We start from the raw sequence: 17580 nt of genomic DNA on the forward strand, positions 1-17580 counted from the left end.
TTTTTGCTCCTACAAGTTCGGAGAGGGTGTAATGGACCGTCTTCAGGTGGCAATTCGAAAGGCCCGCGAAGAACGCGCAAGCCGCCAGAGCGAACCGCTCGCGCTAACCGAGGAGCAGCACTATGTTCCATCGGGAGACGAAGATGATGCCTGGCAATCCCTGCCCGAGCTGAAAATCGACCAGTCTCTTGTGTCACGCAAGCGTCTGATTGCCTATCGCGGCGGGCCCGATGCCGGGCCTTATGACATGCTACGGACAAAGATGTTGCAGCAGATCCTGTCCAACGGCTGGCGCCGTGTGGCGCTGACGTCCCCCTACAGTGGATGCGGGAAAAGTACGGCCGCGGCAAATCTTGCTTTCAGTCTTGGGCGGCAGGCGGACCTGCGCACGGTCGTGATCGACTTTGACATGCGGCGCAGGGGGCTGGCCGAGATACTGAAGCAGACCGGCGGTCACAGCATGGCCGACGTCATTCACGGAAAAGTACCGTTTCGGGAGCATGCCCTGCGCCACGGCAAGAATGTGATCTTCGGATTGAACTACACCCCGACACGCAACCCGGCGGAAATCCTGCAAAGCCGGTGGGCGATCGAGGCGCTGGAACGGATCGAAGCCGAATACAAACCTGATATCATGCTGTTCGATACACCGCCGCTGATGGCGAGCGACGACAGCCATGGGTTTCTGAAAAACGTTGACTGTGCCCTGCTGTTGGCCGCGGCCGAGGAAACCAGCATTGACCATATAGATGTGGCAGAACGGCAGCTGGCCGAACTGACGCAGGTCATGGGGATCGTGTTAACCAAATGTCGCTATATCAGCGGAGCCTTCGGAAATGAGTACGGCTCCTACTGATCCGGCTCCGGCGGATGCGGTCATCATTCCCCACTACAACGACGTCCCCAGGCTGGAACGATGCCTGCGGGCGTTGATGGAGAATGACATTGCCGACACCGAAATCGTGGTGGTGGACAACGCCTCTCCGGTTTCGCTGGACGGGCTGTGTCATACCTTTCCCGAGGTGCGGTTTATTATTGAGGCCCAAAAAGGCGCTGCACATGCCCGAAACAGAGGGGTTGCCGAGACAAAGGCGCAACGGCTGTTTTTCATTGATGCCGATTGCGTGCCCGCGCCTGACTGGCTGACGGTCGGACGCGAGATCGCCGACCGGGCCGATCTGATTGGGGGCCGGGTCGATGTCTTTGACGAAACCCCGCCACCGCGCAGTGGAGCGGAAGCATTCGAGGCGGTTTTTGCCTTCAACTTCCGCAGGTATATCGAAGTTCAGGGATTTTCCGGTGCTGGCAATCTGCTGACCCGTCGCGACGTGTTTGACGCGATCGGCGGATTCATCAACGGCGTATCGGAAGACCGGGAATGGACCATGCGCGCCGTCTCTCGGGGTTATGACCTGATTTATGAGGACCAGTTCCGGGTCAGCCACCCGTCCCGGCAGGACTGGCCAGCGCTCAAGGCAAAGTGGCGGCGGACAACTCAGGAGGCGTATCAGTTGAACGGAACCGGACCCGCCGCACGCCTGCGATGGGCAATCCGCGGGTTGGCCATGCCCGCAAGTGCCATGGTGCATACACCCAAAGTTCTGACCAGTGACAAGCTGGATTCAACGGGCGAAACCCTGCGGGCCATTGCAACGCTGATCCGGCTTAGGTGCGCGCGTATGGTCTGGATGTTACGCCAGGCGGCAGGGCGCTCAATCTGAGCGCCCTGCCGCAACTGAAAAGGGGCCGCGAAACGGCCCCTTCCACAACAATCAGAAATGTAATCTCAGGCCGCAGTCTTGCGGCGACGTGTCAAAGCAAGACCACCAAGTGCAGTCAGCAGCAACAGGCCGCCCGCAGGCAGCGGAACCGCAGCCACGTCAAAGTCAAAGGTGATCGGCCCACCGGTCGCAGATGCGGAATCGGACCAGCTGAACACCAGATTCTGGCCTTGCGTGTTGGCGCTGGTGAAAATCGTATCCAGCGTTGCAACACCAGCCACAAGCATGACCGACTTCAGAGCTGTATTGGTTGCAGCATCAACCCAGGTCATCGTCAGGTTGGAGAAAGAACTCAGCACGCGCATCGTGACAGACGCATTCGCGTTACCGACGGTATCGTATGGCGATGTGAAATTTACCGAATAGGCACCTCCGCCGCCATTCGTTGACACTGTACCGGTAAAGAAGTTGTCGGACGTAATATCATAGCTGCCGCCACTCGTTACCGACGTAATCGCACTGGCTGATCCGGTCATCCACACGGCCGCAACAAGTGCAACAGCCATCGTTTTTAAAGCTCTAAGCATCTAATCCTCACCCTTATCCCTAGTTACACACACCCCTTCGGGGGTGGCACTTATCTCTTAGGAATTAGTACTTTATTTACAGTGTGGTGCGAAGCCTTTTTTGGAGAATTGGGGCATTTTTAGGGCAACATAGGGCGCTGAATGACGCAATTATGCCTCAAATCCGACTTTGTTTCGGTTTTGTAAACAGGCTCTGCCGCACTTGATGATGTATCCGAATCTCTGAAGCCCGGCCGGCAATCGGGCAGGCTTGGCGAACCGCAGAACCGGATTCTGGCGTGGATCAGAATAGCACTATTACGTTCGCGATCCCCGTGAAGACCCAACTGTGGCGGGCTCGCCATGGTAGCCGATGTTTTACACCAGCGATGACTCCGGTAAACAATTCAGGACCATTCCGGATGATTGTGGAGCTTTGCACGACATCCGAGACCACTGGTTTTTCCAAAGGAAATGAAACAGCACGAAATCCGGACATCTCTGACATTTATTCTTCGTTGCTCCGAAAACTTCGTGTAATTTCAATCAAGCTGTACATACTGAGTACAGGCGCTCATTTTGCAGACGGAATATGCATTTTGTCCGTTTGGAGTGCCTGATCTTTTTTGAAAGCCGATACGGATGCCTGCCGGTCGGCATATAACTGCAAGAGAACGCTAATGAACGCGTCTGATTTTGATCCCAACGACATAGACCTTAACGCCAAGCGAATCCTGGTGACAGGAGGGGCCGGGTTTCTGGGCTCGCACCTTTGTGCAACCCTGCTTGAGCGGGGGCACGAGGTTCTGTGTGTCGACAATTTCTTTACCGGGCGACGCGGGAATCTGCGCCACTTGCTGAGCAATCCCCGCTTTGAGGTCATGCGGCACGATGTGACCTTCCCGCTTTATGTCGAGGTGGACGAAATTTACAATCTGGCCTGTCCCGCCTCACCTTTCCATTATCAGCACGATCCGGTGCAGACGACCAAGACGGCCGTGCACGGTGCGATCAACATGCTGGGGCTGGCCAAGCGGGTTGGCGCCCGGATTCTGCAGGCCTCGACCTCCGAAGTTTATGGCGATCCGCAAATCCATCCGCAGACCGAGGATTATGTCGGCCACGTCAACCCGATCGGGCCGCGTTCGTGCTATGACGAGGGCAAGCGCTGTGCCGAGACGCTGTTTTTCGACTATTACCGGCAACATAATTTGCCCATCAAGGTGGCGCGTATCTTCAACACCTATGGCCCCAACATGCATCCCGACGATGGGCGCGTGGTGTCCAACTTCATCATGCAGGCCCTGGCCGGAGAGCCGATCACGATCTATGGCGATGGCAGCCAGACCCGATCCTTCTGTTTTGTGTCCGACCTGATTGGCGGGCTGATCCGTCTGATGGAATCCCCTGAAGACGTGACCGGGCCGATCAATCTGGGCAATCCGGTGGAGCTGAGCATCCGCGAGCTGGCCGAAGCCGTGATCCGCATGACCGGTTCGAAATCGGAACTGGTGTTCCACCCATTGCCGCAGGATGACCCGATCCAGCGCCAACCCGACATCACCCGCGCCCGCGACCAGCTGGGCTGGGCGCCTCAGGTGCCACTGGAAGAGGGGCTGGAAGCGACCATCAGTTATTTCCAGCGCATAGCCATGGCGGCGGGGAACGCTGCAGAACGGGCGTGAGCATGGCGGTTTTCTCTGATAAACCGTCCATGAGGATCGGAGTGTTCCTGCTGTTGATCGCAGTCATACTCGCCGGCCTGTCAGTACTGCTGATTAATGGTGGCCCTCTCTACTACTATGATACCGGCAGCTATATCCGTCAGGGGAACGTAGCGCTGAACACCATCTTCCCCGATATTCAGGAAGCCGGCGGCGCAGTCGCGAGTTACAATACCGACGATGACGGCACGGCAAGCGGCTCCCGCTCGGTGATCTATGGGCTGATCATGGCCGCGTTTTTTCGGGTCAACGCTCTTTATGCCATTCCATCAGTGCATTTGGCGGCAACGGTTCTGGCCGCCTGGCTACTGGCCAGAACCGCTGGCCGATACCTGGAAAACAACCGGCACACGGCTGTGTTGACAACGGTTCCCCTGCTCGTGGCCGCTGGTGCCTCGCTGCCGTTTTATATCGCATACATGATGCCCGACATATTTGCGCCCATTCTGCTGATTGCCATAGCCGCGCTTACGGCATTCGGCCAGAAGATGGCATTATGGGAGCTTCTGCTGATATCCTGCATAGCGTTGTTCTCCACGGTTTTGCACCCTTCCCACATGGCGGTCCAAGGGTTGATGATCCCCCTTGTCTTCCTGGCTGCATTGACACAGAAGGCACCGGGCCGCTGGCGTGCACTGGCTTTTCTTGTGGCGGTCTGCGCGCTTTCAGTCGCCGAACGTAAGGCATTTCATATTGCCGTGGAAACCACGACCCAAAAAGAAGTCGTCTATGCCCCCCATATCACCGCCCGGCTGATTGTTGACGGGCCGGGGATGGATTATCTGAACGAGGTTTGCCCAGACGAAAGCGTGCCTACATGCGCATTGCATGAGGCACTTTCATGGTCAGATGACCCGTATCGGCTGACGGCATCACATATTATTTTCGAGTTGTCTCCAAACCTTGGATCTTTCCGGCTCATGTCATTCGACGATCAGAAGCACGTCGCACTTTCTCAACGGGATTTTGCTATGGCCGTCTTTCTGTCGCGGCCTGTCACAACCTCTTTCGCCCTCGCGGAAAATGCGTTCCAGCAGCTTTTGAACTATAGTATCGGGATGACCATTCCGACAGAGGACATGCTGGAAAATGCGCGTCGGCTAGCCAGGTTGGACGAATCTCGATTTGACCTGATCCAGGGTGGACCACTTGCACAGGATCATGGCTGGATCACATACGTCGATACCTTCCACGAAGTCATTTATGCACTCTCGTTCGCATTCATTCTGATCATATTGCTCTGGCCCGGCAGCGTGGCACGAGAGGTAAAACTGTTCGCACTGTTTGTCTTGCTTGGAATCGCGGTCAACGCTTTGGTTTGCGGAGGCTTGGCGCAACCCGCAGACCGCTACGGAGCACGGGTGATGTGGTTGTTGCCGTTCACCGCCGCCTTTCTTTTCCTCGCTAGGTGGTCATCGGTACCACAATCCAAAATCAGAGAGATCTCATGATGTCGGACCCTTCCCTTTCGATCAGCGTGGTGATGCCCGCCTACAAGGCCGAGCACCTGCTGCCGCGCGTCCTGTCGCCCCTGATTGAAATGCTGAGCGCGGGTCAGGTGCAGGAAGTTCTGGTGGTGGACGATCAGTCCCCCGACGGCACTGCGGCACTTGCCCGAGAGATGGGGGCGACGGTTCTGACCACACCGGTGAATGGCGGCCCCGGAGCGGCCCGCAATCTGGCCGCCGAGCACGCCACGGGGGATATTCTGTGGTTCGTCGATTCCGACGTCATTGCCTGGCCGGATGGGCCGGAACACATCCGCCGCGCCATGTCCGAGGATAATGTCGGGGCGGTGTTCGGCTCGTATGATGATGCGCCGGACGGGCAGGCCTGGTTTTCGCGCTACAAGAACCTTCTGCACCGCTATCACCATCAGCGCGCCCATCGCGAGGCGCGTACCTTCTGGGCCGGTTGCGGCGCAATTCGCCGGGATGTCTTTCGCGAAGTGGGTGGGTTTGACGTGAAGACCTATGAAATCCCGTCGATCGAGGATATCGAACTGGGATATCGCATCGCCGAAACCGGGCGCCGCATCCTTGTCGAGCCGCGCCTGCAGGGCAAGCACCTGAAGGTGTGGACCATGCGCAACAGCCTGAGTACGGATATCTTCTGCCGCGCGCTGCCCTGGGCCCGGCTGATGATCTCGCGCGAGGGGCTGACGGACGACCTCAACACGTCAATGGCCGAGCGGTTGCGGGCCGCAATAGCGGGGCTTTTACTGCTGTCAGTTCTGGTGTTGCCGGTCTGGCCCGGGCTGTGGCCCCTGCCGTTTGTGTTGCTGGCTCTGGCCTTTGTCGCCAATCTCGATCTGGTACGCACAATGGCGGGGCATGGCGGACCGTGGTTTGCGTTCAAGTGCCTGCTATATCACCAGTTCTATTACGTCTACTCGGCCAGCATCTATGTCTGGTGCCTGTTCGAATATCATGTTCTGGGGCAGAAGCAGAAGCTGCAGGTTACACGGAATTGACGTTTCGGACCCGGATATGTTCAGGGCAGGAAGACACCTTCCGATCTTCAATGTTGTATGGCCCTGGCTGACTACGCTTTGCGGATATCGATAATTACACCGAACGCCGCCGATTGATGGAAAGGTTTATCAAACTAACGGCAACAATCTTACCGGAAGTCTCGCAACGTATATGAAATCCTTGAGGTACTCTCATTTCTTGCAACACAGGGCTGACAATTTTTTGATTTTTGCGGTTATGCTTTAGGATAGGGCTCTAATTTTTGGGTTTCATTGTGCTATGAGTACACCATTTTTATCCGTTGTCGTTCCCTGCTTCGACGAAGAGGAGTCGCTGCCCGAGTTGGTGCGCCGCGTTATCGCCGTGAGCACCGAAGCCGCTGGGGAAAATTTCGAAATCATTCTTGTTGATGACGGATCACGCGACAGGACGCGCTCTCTGATCCGCAAATTCAGTGATGAAAACCCCGCTATTGTAGGAGTTTTCCTATCCCGGAACTTTGGACATCAACTGGCTTTGACCGCGGGTTTGCAGATATGCCGGGGCCAGCGCATTCTGATCCTGGACGCAGATCTTCAGGATCCGCCCGAACTGCTTCCCGATATGATGCAATTGATGGATGATGGGGCTGATGTCGTTTATGGCAAGCGGACAGAGCGGCAGGGCGAAACCCAGGTGAAACGCTTTACTGCCCATCTTTTTTATCGTTTTCTCAACTTGTTGATAGACATTGATATCCCCCCCGACACCGGGGATTTCCGTCTTCTCAGTCGCCGGGCGCTGACTGCGCTGAACGAAATGCCCGAACAGCACAGATTCATTCGGGGGATGGTAAGCTGGGTCGGTTTCAGACAAGTGCCGCTGGAATATGCCCGCGCCGCCCGCTTTGCGGGTGACACGAAATACCCGGTCCGAAAGATGTTTAGCTTTGCCATGGACGCGATTGCCGGGTTTTCCATCCTGCCATTGCGCCTTTCGATCTATCTTGGGTTCGTCTGTGCGCTGCTGGGGATCGTGTTCCTCGCTTATACTGCGTACAGCTATCTGACAGGTATCGCCATTCAGGGCTGGACAACGCTGATGTCGGTCGTCCTGATCCTCGGCAGCGGGCAACTTCTGGTTCTGGGCGTAATCGGCGAATATCTTGGCCGGCTGTATATTCAATCAAAAAAGCGCCCTCTGTTCATCGTGGAAGAGATCGTCAGACGAGGAGATCACTCGGAAACCGCCCGGGATACCAGCCCCAAAGACCTGAACCCGCCAGAGGGGATTGGATCCCCCAGGCACGCAGCACAATAAGTCAGGCAGATCGGTATGTCAGTCAGAAGCGTCGTTACATTTGTTGTGACAGGCGGGGTCGTCACAGGCGTTCATATTGCAGTCGGCCTGCTTGCACATCACCTCGGCGGCCTTGAGCCTTTTACCGCCAACCTCGTGGCCTATTCGGTCGCATTCTTCGTTTCCTACTTTGGTCACCGGAATTACTCTTTCCGATCGCCCGGGCGCATTCAGCGGTCCATGCCGAAATTCTTTGTCATTTCAGCCATTAATCTGGTCCTGAACCAGGTTATCGTTTTCACCGTTTCGGATGTGCTGGGTCAGCCATACTGGGCTTCTCTGGCTGTGATGGTCGCGATCGTACCGACTTTTACATATGTCATGAGCAAGGCCTGGGCGTTTAGTGATGGTGATTTCTGATGGATGAATTTGAGGGCATGACCGAACCGATGGAAATTACGCCCGCCACCAAATCATCCAGGCCACCTGCGCGCGGTCTTTTTCCGCGGTCCGTCATCCTGTGCCTTTCATTTCTCCTTTGCGGTCTGGCGACTGCGTATCTGCTGTTCAAGGTCGTGCAGATTGCGGATACGCCCGGATTCGATTTCCGGTACATCTGGCTGGCAGGCGATATGTGGCTCGATGGCATAAACCCGTATGACTCCGCTTACGAAGCGACCGGTGCTGCCAAGATCAATACAGGGCATATACCGATCATGTGGGTCTACCCTCCGACATGGTGGGCTTTTGCCACGCCTTTTGGAGCGCTTGGCCTGCATGCAGCAAATGTCGCCTGGAATATCTGCGGGATCATCCTTGTCGTCGCCATCTGCGGCCTGGCGGTCCGCTCCTTTTCGGCCGCATTTCCTGCACGCAGCCAAGCCATGGAAGAGCGCCTGGGAGGGCTGTTTTTCCTTCCTGTCTTCAGCGTTCTGTTCTTTCTCATGGCAATTCTGGAAGCGACCGCAATCCTGTTTTCCGTGGGTCAGACGACCCTGATCATCGGGTTTGGGATTGCCCTCATGCTCTGGGGCCGGGTCAACAGAAGCCTCTTTCCGGAAGCTGTGGGGTTGATGCTGGTAATGCTCAAGCCTCAGATCGGGGCGCCGTTTGCAATACTGCTTCTGCTGCTCGACCCGCGTTCGCGCAAGGTGGTTGCGATCGCTTTCGTGCTCTCGGTTCTTCTCATGGTTCCATCACTGGTTGTAGCACCCGGTTCTATCTTTGGTTTCCTCAGCAACCTTGGGGCTTATGACGGGTTTACGGCCGCCAACCTGCCGCAATCGATGACGGGTATCCGGCTGGTCGTGTGGGAGCTTGCGGGTATCGATGTCGGAAATCCCATGGCAAGCGTGATCACTCTTGCCATTGTGCTGCTGCTTTGTATCGGGCCTGCCCGCATCGTACGGGCAACAAACGATGATGTTCGAGCCTGGCAGATTTTCGGACTGACAAGCGCGGTCATTGTCGCAGTGGCACCGCTGCACATTTATGACTTCGTACTGATTGCCGTTCCGCTTGCTCTGCTCTTTCGGGGAGGGTGGGCAAGTTCGGTACTGGCGGTATGCGGATCGCTGCTGATCTGGCGTTCGGAAAATCTGGCCGGGATCTGGGCTTTTCACGCACCGGAGGTTGAAATCTTTCCGGGCTCGCGCCTGGCGACAATCGGCGCTTTGTTGTTTCTGCTGGCGGTGGTCAACGTTGTCCTGCAGCTGAACCGGCAAGACACTGGCCGGATGGTTTCGCCATGACACGCACGATCTTTTTCACCGGAGCAACAGGTTTTCTGGGTCAGCGCGTCCTGCCTGCGCTGATCGCGCAAGGATGGCATTTACGCGTCCTTGTACGCGATGCCGACCGGGCAAAAGATTTGCCGGGCGAAGTGGAAATATGCGTTGGGGATCTGACGGACCCATCCAGCTATCACGGGGCGCTCGACGGGGTTGAAACAGTTCTGCATCTTGGGGCGCTGACCGGTAAGGCGTCAAAACAGGAACATGAGCGGATAAACCGGCAAGCGACGAAACAACTGATCACCTCTTGCGCGGAACAGGGCGTCAGGCAATTCCTGTTTGTCAGTTCTATCGCGGCGGGATACGCCGACAAGTCCTTTTACCCCTATGCCGAAGCCAAGGCGCGGGCCGAGCAGGATCTTGTTGCCTCGGGCCTGCACTATACGATCCTGCGGCCTACGCTGATCCTGGGGCGGGGATCGCCCATCTCGGATGCATTGGATACGCTGGCTGGATTGCCTGTTGTCCCTCTGCCGCAAAAAGGCGGCCCCGTCAGTGTTCAGCCGGTTGCCGTCCAAGACGTGACGCGCGGGATCGTCGAGGTTCTGAAACGCAACGCCTTCGACAAGGAAATTCTGGATTTCGGTGGCCCTGACGTGGTGTCGATGAAGGAACTTCTGCGCACAATTGCCCAGCTGCATTTTGGTCGCGAACCGCGCGTGATGAAGTTGCCGCTTCGGCTGGTGCAATGGCCGCTGGCGATGCTGGAGCCACTTGCGCGCGCAGTCATGCCCGCCACTGCGGGGCAATTCGCGGTTTTTGGCAACGACTCCACAATAGCGGAAAACTGGCTGGTGACGGCGTTGCAGCCGCAGATGACAAGGTTGCGTGGCCAGATCGGTTCGGCTTCTCAAAACGATGACATGGGGGACGACGGGAATACTGTCCCTCATGAGCCTGAGACATCGCCGGCCGACGCCCAGACCGAGGCCAAGATGCTGTGCAGGCATATGACGGGAAAAGAGCCGGGCGATGCCGCGGTCAGGCATTATGCAAACGCCCTGAATGAACTCGGCATGGGGTGCGAAGGCGGCCGGTTTGACCAGCTGACATTGTCGCTTGCACGGCGGGGCGGGATTGGCCTTTGGCTTGCGGACGGGTTTTGCGGTCTGCTTCATCGGCACGGCACATTGCGGCGGCGGCAGGTTCTCTGCGCCGCAATTCTCGAAAATGAACCCGGTACGTACCAGTCGTTTGACGGATCGCCTGATATCGGGGCCGTTCGGGCGTTTCTGCGTCTTGCATGGGTCGGAACCGTATCCGTGACGGCGCTATTGGCCGGAACGGTCTTTCTTCTTCCATTGCGCTTTTGGCTGGGCCGGACGCGCCCGACTTTGCCAGGCAGTTCACAATAAGATGCACGTCGTCGTTGTCGGATCAGGCCCCAGCGGAGTGCATTTCGCCCTGACCGCGATTGAGCGCGGGCATCGCGTAACGCTTGTTGATGTCGGAAAAACCGGGAGGGAAATTCCACTTCCACATGCCGGGTTTTCAGATCTCAAAACCACGCATCCCGATCCGGTACGCTATTTCCTGGGTGAACATTACAGAGCTGTCAGCCTGCCCGCGCATACCGCCGATGAGGACGACGAATATTACGGTCTGCCCGCTTCCAAGGACTACGTCTTTGAGCACCCGGATCTTTTCAGGATGCGAACGCATGGCATTTCGTCACTGGTTTCTTTTGCGGCAGGGGGGTTGGCCGAATGCTGGACCGGTGGCGCCTATGCTTTCAACGATGACGATCTGAACGGTTTCGGCTTTGGCTATGATCATATGGCGCCGTACTATGCGAAGGTTGCAGAACGGGTCGGCATTGGTGGAGCTGCCGATGATCTGGCGCAATGGTACCCCGTTCACGACGGGCTACTCGAACCTGTCTCGCTGGATCGAAGCAGCGCTGCCCTGATCCGGAAATACCGGGACCGGCGCACCAGACTTGCAGGCAAGCATCCGGGCATTCGCCTGGGCCGGTCGCGCCAGGCCGCCCTGTCAGCCTGCCTTGAGGATCGCGGCGGATGTACCGAGTGCGGCCGATGCCTGTGGGGCTGTCCCAATGGCGCCTTCTATACGCCTTCTCTGACACTGGCCGCCCTGAAGACGCATCCCCGTTTCACCTATGCTCCGGGGCGGTTCGCCAGCCATTTCGTAACAGCGGGTTCGAAGAACCTGGAAAGTCTGGTTACCTATACCGCCGAAAGTGCCACTGAAGAGATCAGAGGAGAGTCTTTCGTGCTTGCGGCAGGCACGATCAACAGTTCCAACCTGTTCCTCAGGACGATCTTCAAGGCCAGTGGTGAAATCGTGAAACTGCCCGGCCTGATGGACAATCAGCAGGTACTGGCCCCGTTCCTGAACCTGTCCATGTTCGGTCGCCCCTATGATCCGTCATCATATCAGTATCATCAGCTGGCAATCGGCATGGAAACCGATAGTGCGGCAAAATTCGTGCACGGGCAGGTGACGACAATGACAACCGGCAGCGCCCACCCTGTGATTGCGCAGATCCCCCTGGGCATGAACGCCGGGCGCAAGATTTTCACGACGCTCAGATCGGCTCTGGGGGTCGTGAACCTCAACTTCGATGACACACGCCGGGATGGAAACCATGTGACCCTGGACCCGGGACAAGATGCCGGTGGATGGCCTGCGTTGTCACTGAAATATGCATCCCCGGACGGTCAGGATCGGGAAATCAACGACGCCCTGTCGCGGTTGAAGCGGTTCATGCGTGATCTCGGGGCGCCCCTAGTCCCCGGAATGACCCAGATCCGCCGCCCCGGAGCCAGCGTGCACTATTCGGGAACACTGCCAATTTCCCCCGCAGGCGGTGAATTTACCGTTACGCAAAATTGCCGGTCAAATGACTTTGAAAACCTGTTTGTTGTTGACGGTTCGGTCTTTCCGGCGCTTCCGTCCAAGAACCTGACATTCACGCTGATGGCAAATGCGACAAGGGTCGCGACAGAGGCTTTCTAGCGCTGCCACTTACCCTTCCAGTCGGCGGATCGAGGGCGGTGTCTCCTGACGCCAGCGGGTCGTACCATTCCGTCGATGCAGCCCTTTTCCGATTGGCAAAAAACCCGTTGAAAGGATGCCACGTTCGGACGACAGGTTGCTGTCGCTGCAATCGATATAGATCCGCGTAAAACCCTCATCTGCAAGCGCCCGGCATACATGTTTGAGGATCGCCACATAATACCCCCGGCCCCGCGCGTCGGGCGTGGTAAAGCAATGCGAGACCAGAGCGCAACGCTCTGTCATCGGAAAGAAATAGACATTTACATTCTGCCCGGGCCTTGTCTGGGCGATGGTGACAGGTTTTTCATTGGCAAATCCGATCCAGACCGCCATGCCCTCATCCATGTGTTTTCGAACGTCCCAGTGAATCTTGTCCTGATTGGCCGCCAGAAACGCTTTGCTGTCCTCATCCAGTTCCGGCCAGCTTTCAAAGCACCGGATCGCCAGCGGCGGCGCCGACGAGATGTCGATTCCCCGCGCCTTGTCATCGCTCATCGCAAAAAGCAGCCGATACTGACCCACAAGACGATCCCTGAGAAGGGACCATATTGTTCTGAACCCGCCAACAATGCCGTCGCGGCGAAAAGATCGTAAAATGAGATTGAGGCGGTGATAGGATGCCATCAGCCGCGACCGCCCTGTCTTCCTTTGCTTTTCAGCCGACCGTCAGAGTTTCGCCGGTTTCTCAAATTTGTTCTCCTCAACAACTTCAATCGCCCGAACAACCGGGCAACCCCCTCACTACTAAAGACAGCAATCGATTTTCATACCTGGATCAAGGTTATATTCACGGACGGCCAGACTATCCCTGCGATTGAACACCACAAACTGACCACCTGAGGCGTTTTGCCAATCCCACCTCACTAAGTGGCAAAATGCAATTCATACTATACCCCCGCCAACCCCGGACAGAGGTTCCCTGCTGCGATATCAATCCGCTTCAGGCCTGAAACCAATTGTGAATCCTTTTGTAGGCAGGGCCCAGTATCATGTATAATCAGAAAGCAGGGCCTTCCCGTAATTTCATTCGGTCATTCAAAGGAGTTAAGCCGTAAAGACAGCTAATACATAGAAGCCGAACAAGTAGCCATTGAACATAGCCAGAGTCCGGAAAACGTTTTGCGACGGTCCGCTTTTTCATTCAAGCGCGCTCCAATGATAGTTTTGAGATGGGCGATGCACAGGCGTCCGCCACTCAATCGTCACGACACGCGCTGTCAGGAAAATAGCCAAAGCCGAATGCAGGCCCAATACCCCGCGGGAGCGGCGAGCCACATGCGCCAGTTCGCCTAAAGCCCGGTCCGATCTCTGCCCTACAAGTTGTGAAGGGTAATAATTAATGAGTTCGATTGTACAAAAAGGGACATTGCGGGATTATATTTCAATCGCCCGCCCAGACCACTGGGGCAAGAATGTATTCATGCTGCCAGGCGCGGCGCTGGCCTTTGCCATCGACAAGCAGGCCAGTCTTGCCGATTTGATAAATCTCCTGATCGGGTTGATCGCAACCTGCCTCATCGCATCGGCCAACTACACGATCAACGAATATCTCGACGGGCGCTTCGACCGGTTTCATCCGACCAAATCCGCCCGGCCATCGGCTCAGGGGCGGCTGCGACCTCAACTCGTGGCAGTGCAGTATGTATTGCTGACGGCAGCCGGGCTGGGATTGGCAAGCCTGCTCAACCCGGTCTTCTTCTACGCCGCGCTGCTCCTGCTGGTGATGGGGCTGATCTATAATGTCGAACCGGTGCGATCGAAGGACAAGGCCTATGTGGATGTCCTGACTGAGTCCTTCAACAACCCGATCCGGTTGGTGCTTGGCTGGTCGGCAATCACCACGATCGTTCTGCCGCCATCCAGTATGCTCATCGCCTACTGGATGGGCGGTGCCTATCTGATGGCGATTAAACGCTATGCGGAATATCGGATGATCGGCGATCCCGAACGCGCGGGGCGCTATCGCCGATCATTTGCCCACTACACCGAAGAAAGTCTGTTCCTGTCGGCCTTCTTCTATGCACTGACCTCCAGCTTTTTCCTCGGCATTTTCCTGATCAAATACAAGATCGAGTTCCTGATTACCTTCCCGTTCTTCGCGCTTCTCTTCGTGTGGTACCAGCGCATCGCCAACGCCATGGACAGCCCCACGATGAGCCCGGAAAAGCTGTATCAGCAACCCCGGTTCATGGCCTACGTGATCTTTCTCTGCCTGCTGGTGGGTGTACTCTTTTTCGTCGAAGTGCCACCTATCCAGTATTTGATGGATCACAGTGTCATTCGGGATGTACGCATCCAGTAGCGATTATCAGAGGCCGGAGTTTACAATATGTCCAAGTTTTTTATCTTCATCATTGTTACGGTGTGTTTGAATGCCACCTCGCAGCTTTTGATGAAGGCGGGTATGAACAAGGTCGGTCAGGCCGAATTCTCGACTTCAAGGATCAGCGCGATGGCGCTGGACGCGATCACCAATCCACTGATCATCTTCGGCCTTGTCACCATGACCATCTCGATGGGGACCCATCTGCTGGCATTGTCGCGCTTCGATGTCAGCTTTGCCTTTCCCTTCATCAGCCTCGCCTACGTGATTGTCGCAGTCTGGGGTTATTTCTTTTTGGGCGAGGATGTGAACGCAACCCGGCTGGTGGGAATTGCGACGATCATCCTCGGCACAATCATAGTCGCACGCAGCTAATTTCGCAGGACCCGGATTTTCAGACATGAGGCATATTATCATCGGCGGAAACGGATTTGTCGGGCGTGAAACCGTCACCCAAATCATTGAAGGCGGACGGGATGAGGCGGTCGTCGTCGATCTGCCCGCTTCCTTTGCCGCTACTCCCCCGGTCAACCATCCGCGCATCAGCGTGCATTCCGCAGATGTTTCGGAACCGGGATCACTCGATCCGATCGCGCTCAGGCCCGATGATGTGGTTCATCATATGGCCACGCAGCTAATCACGCCCAACAAGCCGCGCTTTGGGCGTGACGCATTCTTTCGCAAATGTGCGGTGGACGGCACCGCCGAAATTCTCGCCTGGATGAAACGCAACGCCAACCGCAATCTGGTCTTCTGGAGTACCGATATGGTTTACGGCCCGGTGCTGGAGCAACCCAGGACCGAGGCCCATCCGAAACTTCCCTTCGGACCTTATGGGCGCTCAAAAGTAGCCGCCGAAGAGATCATCGCGACTGCGGTGGCCGCCGGCGATGTCACGGCCACGATTTTTCGTCCTCGACTGATCCTGGGTTCTGGCCGGTTGGGCATCTTCGAGCTTCTCTTCAAGGCCGTGGATGCGGGGCGACCAATCCCGCTCATTGGATCGGGGCGCAATCGCTTTCAGTTTGTCGCCGTACACGACAGCGCCACAGCCACGCTGTTGGCCGCCGAGAAGGACTGTCCAAACGGGGTCTATAACCTGGGCACCGACAATTCACCCAGTTCCTATGACCTGCTGGACCGCTTCCTCAAGGAAACCGGATCTTCCTCGCGGCTGATCCGCACGCCGGGTTGGCTTGTCAAAGGTGTCCTGCGGACACTCAATCTGCTCAAGATCGCGCCGATGGACCCCGAACAGTACGAGATTGCCGATCTGGAAGTCGCGCTTGATACCACGGCGGTTAAACGCGACCTGGGCTGGCGCCCCACCAGTACCGACAATGAACTACTGCTGGCCGCCTATCAGGCCTACTCCAAACACGACAGAGCGAGTTGAGCCTTGGATACGCTGTCAACACGGACAATACGCATAGCTGGCTGGGCAGCGATCCTGGCAATCCTTGCCGCGACCATTCACGGTATTCTCGTGCATCGCGGGCTGGGACTCGATTTTGCCAATTTCTACGACGCCGGCCGCAAGGCGCGAGCCGGAGAGTTCGGCGGTCTTTATGATCCGTTCGCAACTATCGCGGGTGAACCACCCTTCGGCAACATGACGTTTTTCAGCCTGCCGCTCACCAGCTATTTCTACTGGCCTCTGGCACTGATGGGCCCCGTCAATGCCGTGATCGTCTTTAAGATATTTTCGGCGGGATCGATTTTTGCCGGGTTGGGAATTCTTTACCGGCACTACCTGAACTTCGCCGGGCAAAATGACCGGGACCGCGCACTGTATTTTGCGCTTTTCTGGATTGCTGCAATGTTCTTTCAGCCATTCTGGACCGTCTTCCAGATCGGAGGCCAGACAACCCCGTTCCTGTTCCTGCTCTTTATTTTGGGCCTCATCGTCTATGAGCGCGAACAGTACGTCACGGCAGCAGCGTTGATGGCGTTGATCGTCTGCATCAAGCCCGCCTTTGGCCCTGGCGCAGCATTGTTGTTTCTGTTCGCTCCGGCCCGGTTCCGGATCACTGCGCTGGTTTTGGCCGCCGCCACCTTTACAGCCTCTATGCTTATCCTCGGCTGGTCACCGCATCAGGCGTTTCTGGACCTGATGCGGGCGGAAAGCGCCCAGGTGCCGCATCCATCCTACAACAGCAACATGTTCGCCTGGCTGGAACCCCTCCTGCTTCCAGCACACCACTACGCCTCTGGCGAACCCTTGCCACCTTTCCTCCGGCTTTTAGGCACCATCCTGCGATTGGCAGTGATCGCAATTCTGGCATGGGGTGCAATCCGGCTGCGGCGCACCGAGGGCAACACCAGAGCGTCACGAAATCATGTCTTCATAATCTGCATGCTGGCTTCGCTCGTCTATTCACCGGTTGTCTGGGGGCATTACCTGATGATGTTCTTCATTCCTCTGGCGCACCTCATTGCGTTTCGGCGGGAATTCCCGCTGATTGCGTGGCTTTTGGTCGTCGCGGCAGTTCTTGTTGCGCCAATCCAAAATCTTTTGATCCTCAACCAGGTGCTGAAACTGCCTTTTGCCAACGCCGACTGGTTTCCGTTGTACATTGCGGGCGCACGCAGCCTGTCGATGCTGCTTTTGATGATAGTGATGATCCTGTTCGCTCGCGCTTGGACGGCTACCTATCGCGACCACTCCTGGCGACTCTAG

The 17580-nt window shown here is 56.6% G+C and carries 16 protein-coding genes; 14 read left to right on the plus strand and 2 right to left on the minus strand.

Annotated elements, in window-relative coordinates; translation table 11 throughout:
- Positions 1 to 31: 31 nt before the first annotated feature.
- Entirely contained in the window at positions 32 to 856 is an 825-nt protein-coding gene (locus tag ACR0NA_RS20040) for a CpsD/CapB family tyrosine-protein kinase (RefSeq protein ID WP_480732067.1), read from the plus strand.
- Positions 837 to 1721 (plus strand): glycosyltransferase family 2 protein, encoded by an 885-nt coding sequence (locus ACR0NA_RS20045; RefSeq protein ID WP_480732069.1) that lies wholly within the window; start codon positions 837 to 839, stop codon positions 1719 to 1721. Before ACR0NA_RS20040 ends, ACR0NA_RS20045 begins: the two co-directional genes overlap by 20 nt.
- Positions 1722 to 1786: 65 nt before the next feature.
- Here the strand turns inward: ACR0NA_RS20045 and ACR0NA_RS20050 are convergent, their stop codons facing one another.
- The gene (locus ACR0NA_RS20050) at positions 1787 to 2287 is read right to left on the minus strand and encodes a VPLPA-CTERM sorting domain-containing protein (RefSeq protein ID WP_170656565.1); all 501 of its coding nucleotides are present in this window, start codon (positions 2285 to 2287) and stop codon (positions 1787 to 1789) included.
- 680 nt (positions 2288 to 2967) lie between these two features.
- Here ACR0NA_RS20050 and ACR0NA_RS20055 point away from each other — a divergent pair.
- The 8 genes from ACR0NA_RS20055 (at position 2968) to ACR0NA_RS20090 (ending at position 12535) form a co-directional block, all read left to right on the plus strand.
- Positions 2968 to 3972, plus strand: coding sequence for a UDP-glucuronic acid decarboxylase family protein (locus tag ACR0NA_RS20055; RefSeq protein WP_170656562.1), 1005 nt, complete (start codon positions 2968 to 2970; stop codon positions 3970 to 3972).
- Positions 3973 to 3974: 2 nt separating this feature from the next.
- Positions 3975 to 5462 (plus strand): hypothetical protein, encoded by a 1488-nt coding sequence (locus tag ACR0NA_RS20060; RefSeq protein ID WP_480732072.1) that lies wholly within the window; start codon positions 3975 to 3977, stop codon positions 5460 to 5462.
- Complete coding sequence (locus ACR0NA_RS20065) at positions 5462 to 6484, plus strand: glycosyltransferase family 2 protein (protein WP_480732074.1); 1023 nt, start codon at positions 5462 to 5464, stop codon at positions 6482 to 6484. The genes ACR0NA_RS20060 and ACR0NA_RS20065 overlap by 1 nt, the downstream gene beginning before the upstream one ends.
- A gap of 280 nt (positions 6485 to 6764) precedes the next feature.
- Entirely contained in the window at positions 6765 to 7784 is a 1020-nt protein-coding gene (locus tag ACR0NA_RS20070; RefSeq protein ID WP_480732077.1) for a glycosyltransferase family 2 protein, read from the plus strand.
- A gap of 15 nt (positions 7785 to 7799) precedes the next feature.
- Entirely contained in the window at positions 7800 to 8183 is a 384-nt protein-coding gene (locus tag ACR0NA_RS20075; protein ID WP_480732079.1) for a GtrA family protein, read from the plus strand.
- Complete coding sequence (locus ACR0NA_RS20080; protein WP_480732081.1) at positions 8183 to 9514, plus strand: glycosyltransferase family 87 protein; 1332 nt, start codon at positions 8183 to 8185, stop codon at positions 9512 to 9514. The genes ACR0NA_RS20075 and ACR0NA_RS20080 overlap by 1 nt, the downstream gene beginning before the upstream one ends.
- Positions 9511 to 10911, plus strand: a complete 1401-nt coding sequence (locus ACR0NA_RS20085; RefSeq protein ID WP_480732083.1) for an SDR family oxidoreductase — start codon at positions 9511 to 9513, stop codon at positions 10909 to 10911. The genes ACR0NA_RS20080 and ACR0NA_RS20085 overlap by 4 nt, the downstream gene beginning before the upstream one ends.
- A gap of 1 nt (position 10912) precedes the next feature.
- Entirely contained in the window at positions 10913 to 12535 is a 1623-nt protein-coding gene (locus ACR0NA_RS20090) for a GMC oxidoreductase (protein WP_480732085.1), read from the plus strand.
- A 9-nt stretch (positions 12536 to 12544) separates the two neighbouring features.
- Here ACR0NA_RS20090 and ACR0NA_RS20095 read toward each other — a convergent pair whose 3' ends face one another.
- Positions 12545 to 13201 (minus strand): GNAT family N-acetyltransferase, encoded by a 657-nt coding sequence (locus tag ACR0NA_RS20095; protein WP_170656546.1) that lies wholly within the window; start codon positions 13199 to 13201, stop codon positions 12545 to 12547.
- A gap of 715 nt (positions 13202 to 13916) precedes the next feature.
- Between ACR0NA_RS20095 and ACR0NA_RS20100 the strand changes: the two genes are divergently transcribed.
- The 4 genes from ACR0NA_RS20100 to ACR0NA_RS20115 are packed head-to-tail and all read left to right on the plus strand — an operon-like array spanning position 13917 to position 17580.
- On the plus strand, positions 13917 to 14879 hold the full coding sequence (locus ACR0NA_RS20100; RefSeq protein ID WP_170656544.1) for a UbiA prenyltransferase family protein: 963 nt from the start codon (positions 13917 to 13919) through the stop codon (positions 14877 to 14879).
- A gap of 27 nt (positions 14880 to 14906) precedes the next feature.
- Positions 14907 to 15275, plus strand: a complete 369-nt coding sequence (locus ACR0NA_RS20105) for an EamA family transporter (RefSeq protein WP_170656542.1) — start codon at positions 14907 to 14909, stop codon at positions 15273 to 15275.
- Positions 15276 to 15300: 25 nt separating this feature from the next.
- On the plus strand, positions 15301 to 16296 hold the full coding sequence (locus ACR0NA_RS20110; RefSeq protein ID WP_480732091.1) for an NAD-dependent epimerase/dehydratase family protein: 996 nt from the start codon (positions 15301 to 15303) through the stop codon (positions 16294 to 16296).
- A 3-nt stretch (positions 16297 to 16299) separates the two neighbouring features.
- Entirely contained in the window at positions 16300 to 17580 is a 1281-nt protein-coding gene (locus tag ACR0NA_RS20115; protein ID WP_480732094.1) for a glycosyltransferase family 87 protein, read from the plus strand.

Source organism: Ruegeria sp. C11 (assembly GCF_056537725.1).